This window comes from Luteitalea sp. (genome assembly GCF_022842525.1).
Classification (GTDB): Bacteria; Acidobacteriota; Vicinamibacteria; order Vicinamibacterales; family Vicinamibacteraceae; genus Luteitalea.
In genome coordinates, this window is record NZ_JALHPM010000276.1 from 1 (window position 1) to 6,164 (window position 6,164).

Here is a 6,164-nt window from a genome sequence, read left to right on the forward strand (position 1 = left end):
CCCGCCGAGAAGTCCGACGCGGCCACCCCGGCGGCGCGCGACGCCGCGGCACGGCCGGGCTCGAAGAACGAGGCTGGGTTGCTGCTCGGGCGGGCCCTGCTGGAGCGGCATCGCGCCAGCCGGGTGGCCGGGGACCTCGACGCCGCGCGGGCGGCGCTGCGTGGGGTCGACGCCACCAGCCTGGCCGACCGCAGCCGCCTGGATCTGGTGGTCGGGCTGGGGGAGGCGCTGTACCTCGACGGCGACTACCGCTCGGCCGCGGCGCTGCTGGAGCCCGTGCTCGAGCAGATGGGCCTGCTGGCCCCCCCGGCCCGTGAGCAGGTGGTGGACTGGTGGGCGACGGCGATGGACCGCTACGCGCAGACCCGCCCGCCGGATGAGCGGACGGCGATCTACGACGGCATCGCGGCCCGGCTCCGGCTGCATCTCGGGCGCTACCCGGATTCGGCGGCCGCGTCCTACTGGCTCCCCGCGTCGGCCCTGGCCAGCGGCGATCTCGAACTGGCCTGGGATCTGGCGCTGGCTGGCTGGGTCCGGTCCGTGCTGGCCCCGGACAAGGGCGTGGCGCTGCGCGCCGATCTCGACCGCCTCGTGACCCAGGCGCTGATTCCCGAGCGCGTCAAGCGACTCGCCAACGAGCCGGATGCCGCGGCCGCCGGCCGCTTCACGGCCGAGTGGGACGAGGCCAAGACCCGCTGGCCGCAGTAATCCGCACCGGGAGGCCGACGCGTCCGCGCCCGCTCAGGCCGGACGGCGGCTCACCTGCCGCGACCCCGCAGACAGGCGCTCACCACCTGGGTGAGATCGTCCTCGACGCTCTCGGTGAAGGGCGAGGTCCGTGTCTCGTATCCGCCCTCGGCGAAGGCCTTCTTCGTGGCCAGGTAGCCGAACCAGCCGTTGGTGTAGCCGAAGTAGAACGTCTGGGCGAACGGCGAACGGCTGCGAATCCCCATCGAGATCTCGCAGAAGAGCTCGACCGGGGCCGACCAGAGCGCGAGGTCGTCATTGACGATCAGCACCCGGACCGGCAGGCGGATGAGGCCGGCCTCGCCTTCGCGCGCCTCGAGGTAGTCGCCGATGTCAGGGGTCCACCCGAATCCCTCGCGGCGCGGCGTCTCGACGATCTTCTGGAGCGGCCGCAGGCGCACCGGCGCGCCGGACGCGCGGATGGCAGTGTTGGCGGCAAGGATTCTGTCGCCCAGCAGCACGTTGAACTCGGTGATGTGCGCGGCGCGGAAATCGGGCTGGACCGAGTAGATGGGGGCGAGGTCCCCGGCGGCGCCATTGATGAAGAGGACCGGAGCGCCCACCCGCTCTTCGACGTAGGCGCTCACCGTGCCCGCCGCATCGCCGCTGATCAACGTGTTCTGCGGGCCGAGCGCGGTGGCATGCATGGAGTAGTTGGCGATCAGGGCGATCGGTGCGCCTTCGGGGCGTTCGAGACGGATGAGGCCGATCTGTCTGTCCACCGGGCCATCGGGGTTCAGGCCCAGCGAGATCACGCCCTTGGGGTCGCGGGCGCGCCGGTTGATGTTGGCCGCGGAATAGCCCGTGCCCGAGGCAAGGCGCGCCGGCGCGAGCTTCGACCGCGCGTCCTTGATGGCATCGATGAGCGCCCGCTGCACAAACGCCGTGTACTCGACATCCGGCGGGTGGCCATAGCGCTCCGGCATCATCAGCTTCGCCATCCCGTGCGGCCCGACTTCGGGGGCTGAGTGCGTGTGCGTGACGCTCCACCAGACCTGGACCGGGTCGATGCCGGTCTCCTTCTTCAACTGCGCGGCGAACTCGTCATAGACCGAGGGGGCGATCAGGCAGAGGTCGGTCGATGCGAGAAAGAACTGCGTCCTGCCATCGTCCATGGCGACGACGCGGTGGAAGATCCGGTCGTGAACGCCACTGGACTGGCGCGGCGGATAGCCTGCCAGCCACTTGCTGGTCGAGGGCGTGATGTCCACCTTGACCGCGGAGGCGCGGAACCGGCTGGGTTGAGCCGTGGCCACGGGGCCGGCCAGCGTCAGGGCGAGCAGCGTGCCGACAGACAACGCGCGTGAAACGAATGTGCCAGTGGTCATGACAACTCCCTGCGTCTTCAGCGCTGCGGCGTCAGGCCTTGGCGTCGTTCCATGTGCGTCCCACTCCGACGTCCACATCGAGGGGCACGTCCAGCGTCACCGCATGTTCCATGTGGTGCTTGACGAGCGCGGCAGCGTCGTCAGCAGCGGCTTCGGGCACCTCGAACACCAGTTCGTCGTGCACCGTCAGGATCATGCGCAGGCCGGGCACACGCGCCTGCGCGCGATGCAGGTCGATCATCGCCCGCTTCAGGATGTCGGCGGCCGTGCCCTGGATCGGCAGGTTCACCGTCACGCGCTCGGCGGCGGCGCGGATCTGCCCGTTGCGGCTCGTCAGCTCCGGCACGCGTCGACGACGGCCGAACAGCGTGCTCACGACCCCGGTGTCGCGCGCCCTGGCGATCGTCTCGTCGATGAACTGCCGCACTGACGGATAGCCGGCGAAGTAGGCATCGATGAAGGCCTGGGCGGCCTGCTGGGTGACGCCGATGTCCTTGGCCAGCGTGAAGGCCGTCTTGCCGTAGAGCAGTGCGTAGTTGATGATCTTGGCCCGGCGGCGCAGCTCGTGCGGGCTCAGCCCGCTGTCCTCGCCGAACACCCGTGCCGACGTCTGGTCGTGGATGTCATCGCCCCGCCGGAAGGCCTCGATGAGGCTCTGTTCCTGCGCCATGTGGGCGAGGACCCGGAGTTCGATTTGCGAGTAGTCGGCCGAGATCAGCACGTGGCCCGGCTCGGCGATGAAGGCCCCGCGGATCTCGCGCCCCAGCTCCGTGCGGATCGGGATGTTCTGCAGGTTGGGGTCGCTGCTGCTCAGGCGACCGGTCGCCGCGACGGCCTGGTTGAACGTGGTGTGCACGCGGCCGGTCTTCGGGTGCACGAGCTGCGGCAGGGCGTCGACGTACGTGCCCTTCAACTTCATCATCGCGCGCCAGTCGAGGATCTCGCGGGCGATGTCGTGCGTCAGCGCGAGCTCCTCGAGCACCTCGGCGGCTGTCGAGGCGGTCCGCTCCTTGCCGGTGCGCTTGAGCACCGGCAGCTGCATCTTCTCGAAGAGGATCTCGCCGAGCTGCTTGGGCGAGTTGATGTTGAATGTCGAGCCCGCCAGCGCGAAGATGCGCGCCGAGCGCGACTCGAGCTCGGCGTCCATCCGCGTCGAGAGCCCCGCGAGGACCGCGGTGTCGACGTGGATGCCGGCCTGCTCGATGGCGCACAGGGCGGGCAGCAGCGCCAGCTCGAACTCCTCGTAGATGCCCGTGAGTCCGTCGGCCGCCAGCGACGGGCGCAGATCGGCCGTCAGCTGCATGGCCAGGTCGGCCCGCTCGCAGGCCCACGTGGTCATCGACTCGACCGCGACCTGCGAGACGGCGATGGCCTTGACGCCCTTGCCCCGCAGCGACTCGCTGTCCATGGCCTTGTACCCGAGGCGTTCGAGGGCCAGGGGCTCGACCGCGTGCGCCGCGCTCGAGGCATCCAGCACGTAGCTGGCCAGCATCACGTCGTCTCGGATGCCATCCAGCGTCAGGCCGTGCCTGGCCAGGATGAGCGACATCGCCTTCATGTCGTGCCCGGTCTTGCCGACGGCGGGGTCGGCCAGCAGGGGGCCGATGAACTCGCCGACCGACCGTGCCGACAGGTTGGGGCAGGCGTCGAGCGACGTGTGGGCCAGCGGCACGTAGACCGCGCGGCTGTCGCCGGTGCCGATGGCGATGCCGACGAGATTGGCCTGCATGGCGGGCAACCCGTCGGTGACGAGGTACACGGCACACTGGCCAGCCTGACGGATGTGCGCGGCGAGCTCCTGCAGGTCCTCGCTGTCGCCGCAGGTGCTGAACGTGCGCACGACGTCGGCGGCGGTCGGCGCGAAGGCCGTGACCAGCGACTTGAAGCCGAGACGGCTGAACAGCTCGTAGCAGCGCCGCTGATCGGGCCCGACGTAGCGCAGCGCGTCCATCTCGACGACGACTGGCACGTCGCAGTGCAGGCGCACCATGTCGCGGCTGAGCCTGGCCTCGGCTTCGTGTGCCAGCAGGGCCTCCCGGTAGCGCTTCTGCGGCAGCGTCGAGGCGGCGGCGAGCAGCGCATCGAGCGACCCGTGCTGCGCGATCAGTTCCCGGGCGCCCTTCTCGCCGATGCCCGGCACCCCCTTCACGTTGTCGATGGCGTCGCCCATGAGCGCGAGGACGTCGACCACCTGATCCGGCCGGACGCCGAACTTCTCCTGCACGCCCGTGCCGTCGTACCAGGTGCCCTCGTCGCGCGGGTTGTAGACGCGGACGTGGCCATCGACCATCTGGAAGAAGTCCTTGTCGCCGGTGACGATGGCCGCGTCCAGCCCGTGGGCGATGGCGCGCGTCGCCAGCGTGGCGATGACGTCGTCGGCCTCGTAGTCGCCATGGGTCAGCACGCGGACGCCCATGGCCTCGCAGGCGTCGTGCACGAGCGCCACCTGCTCGACGAGATCGGCCGGCATGGGGGTGCGATTGGCCTTGTAGTCGGCCTGCAGGGCATCGCGGAAGGTCGGCCCGGCGAGGTCGAACGCGGCGGCGATGTAGGCCGGCTGGTGGTCGGCGATCAGCTTGCGCAGCATCGTCACGAAGCCGTACACCGCGTTGGTGGACTTGCCGTCCGGCCCCGTCAGTCCGCGGATCGCGTGATACGCGCGGTACATCTGGTTGTTGCCGTCGATGAGGAACAGGATCGGACGTTCGGGCACAGGTGATTCTAGCCGCCGGAGTTCCCTTGTCGCTTCGTGCCTTTCCCTTGTCCCTTGCCGCCCTTGTGACTTTTCGCCTCTTCCCTTGTCCCTTGCGCTGTGGTCCCAGGCGGTACACTAGTGCGCCATGTCGTCGTATCCCCGCCGGGCACTCGCGCTGGCGGCCCTCGCCCTCGTCGTCCTCGCGTCCTGTGCCCGCCCGTTCGGTCGGCAGTACGAATACGAAGAGGAGATCTACATCGGTCTCGATGGGTCGGCGACCGTGATCGTCAACTCGTCGCTGGCGGCCCTGGCGGCGTTGCACGGCCTGGACGTGCCGCTGGACCCCTCGGCGCCCGTCGACCGCGACCGCGTCCGCCAGCTCTACACGGCCACCGGCATCGAGGTCACGCGCGTCAGCCGGCCGTGGCGGCGCGACGGCCGGCGCTTCGTGCAGGTGCGGCTGAACGTCTCGGACGTCCGGCGCCTGCCCGAGATGGCGCCGTTTGCCTGGGCGCGCTACACGTTCACCCGCGCCGACGACAGCCTGCAGTACGTGCAGGAACTCGGGGCGTCACAGGGCACGGCCGTCAAAGATGTCGGCTGGGATGGTCAGGAACTGGTGGCGGTGCGGCTGCACGTGCCCAGCCGCGTGACGTTCCACAACGCGCCGAGCCGGCTCGTGGAGCGCGGCAACATCCTGTCGTGGGAACAACCGCTGAAGGCCCGCCTCGCGGGCGAGCCGCTGCGGGTCGAGGCCCGCTTCGGCGTCCAGCGCATCCTGGTGCTGACGGTGGCGCTGTTCCTGGCGGCCATGGCGGCCGCGGCCGTCACCGTGGCCGGCCTGATCTGGTGGGTGGTTCGCAAAGGCCATCAGCGAGCGGCGCGCCAGGCCTAGCGCGCCGCCCCCTGCACTTCCCGACTCCCGACTCCCGGTTCCCGACTCTCGGTTCCCGGTTCCCGGACCCGCCTACTGCTGCTTGGCCGGACGCTGGGCCCGACGCTGCCCTGCCTTCTGGCGGAACTGCTGCATCCGCTGCTGGCGGTCGGCCGCGATCTTGTTGGCTTCGGCCTGCTGTTCCGGTGTGAGGATGGCGAACACTTCGCCCCGCACCCGGCCCCGCAACACGGCGGCTTCGGCAATCACCGCGCCGAGGGCCTGGCCCTGCTGCGCCGCGGCGCCTTCGTCCACCGTCGCGTCGGTGGCCTGGCGCAGCGCCTCCATCGAGGCCTGGGCCTTCTGCACCAGCGCCTGACCCTCGTCGCGATGGCTCTGCATGATCGTCCGCACCTGCTCGCGCTGCGCGTCGGTCAGGTTCAGCGCCGACAACGGCAGGTCGGGATGCACACCGAGCAGCGCGCCCAGCGGCCCGCCCATCATCCCGCCGCGCCCGCCC

4 protein-coding genes and 1 pseudogene are annotated in these 6,164 nt (G+C 70.2%); 2 read left to right on the top strand and 3 right to left on the bottom strand.

What is annotated here, in order from left to right; translation table 11 throughout:
* Nucleotides 1-708, top strand: a pseudogene (locus Q0C41_RS29050) (hypothetical protein); the annotation flags it as partial.
* Nucleotides 709-758: 50 nt separating this feature from the next.
* Here the strand turns inward: Q0C41_RS29050 and Q0C41_RS29055 are convergent.
* Nucleotides 759-2,075 carry a neutral/alkaline non-lysosomal ceramidase N-terminal domain-containing protein gene (locus tag Q0C41_RS29055; RefSeq protein ID WP_291990115.1) on the bottom strand — a complete coding sequence of 439 codons (1,317 nt, stop codon included), beginning with the start codon at nucleotides 2,073-2,075 and terminating at the stop codon, nucleotides 759-761.
* Nucleotides 2,076-2,106: 31 nt separating this feature from the next.
* Nucleotides 2,107-4,788 carry a DNA polymerase I gene (gene polA, locus Q0C41_RS29060; RefSeq protein ID WP_291990117.1) on the bottom strand — a complete coding sequence of 894 codons (2,682 nt, stop codon included), beginning with the start codon at nucleotides 4,786-4,788 and terminating at the stop codon, nucleotides 2,107-2,109.
* 127 nt (nucleotides 4,789-4,915) lie between these two features.
* Here polA and Q0C41_RS29065 point away from each other — a divergent pair, with 127 nt between their 5' ends.
* A complete protein-coding gene (locus tag Q0C41_RS29065; protein WP_291990119.1) occupies nucleotides 4,916-5,665 on the top strand; it encodes a hypothetical protein in 750 nt (249 codons plus the stop codon).
* Between the two features lie 72 nt (nucleotides 5,666-5,737).
* On the opposite strand, the gene Q0C41_RS29070 is transcribed toward Q0C41_RS29065, so the two are convergent.
* Nucleotides 5,738-6,164, bottom strand: a 427-nt coding sequence (locus Q0C41_RS29070; protein WP_291990121.1) for a Spy/CpxP family protein refolding chaperone, incomplete at its 5' end; no start/stop codon positions are given.